The organism is Phormidium sp. CCY1219 (genome assembly GCF_055795085.1).
In genome coordinates this window covers 1-270 of record NZ_JAYFEQ010000207.1, presented here as the reverse complement: position 1 = coordinate 270, position 270 = coordinate 1, and the positions used below count along the sequence as shown (strand labels likewise).

Here is a 270-nt window from a genome sequence, read left to right as displayed (position 1 = left end):
CGATTTACCGGCTCTTTAAATGAAGGCAATTGGAACTTCGGCGAATATCGAGGCGTGCAAACCGTCTCCATGCGACCGGGAGATGAATTTTTCATCATGTTGGTGCCGAATGGAAAGGTGCAGCAAGTCTTAGATAATCCCACCGCTGAAGGTGCAATTCGTCCCCTATTTTCCCTCGCCACATCTAACCCCAATGATGCCTATCATGTGGGACAAATTTCTGATGTCACCGGCGATGGAAATACCTTCGCAATGGAAGATTTGCGGGTA

The 270-nt window shown here is 48.1% G+C and carries 1 protein-coding gene; it reads left to right on the top strand.

Annotated elements, in window-relative coordinates; genetic code table 11:
• Window positions 1–270, top strand: a 270-nt coding sequence (locus tag AC0QH1_RS01485) for a DUF4114 domain-containing protein (RefSeq protein ID WP_324628977.1), incomplete at both ends; no start/stop codon positions are given.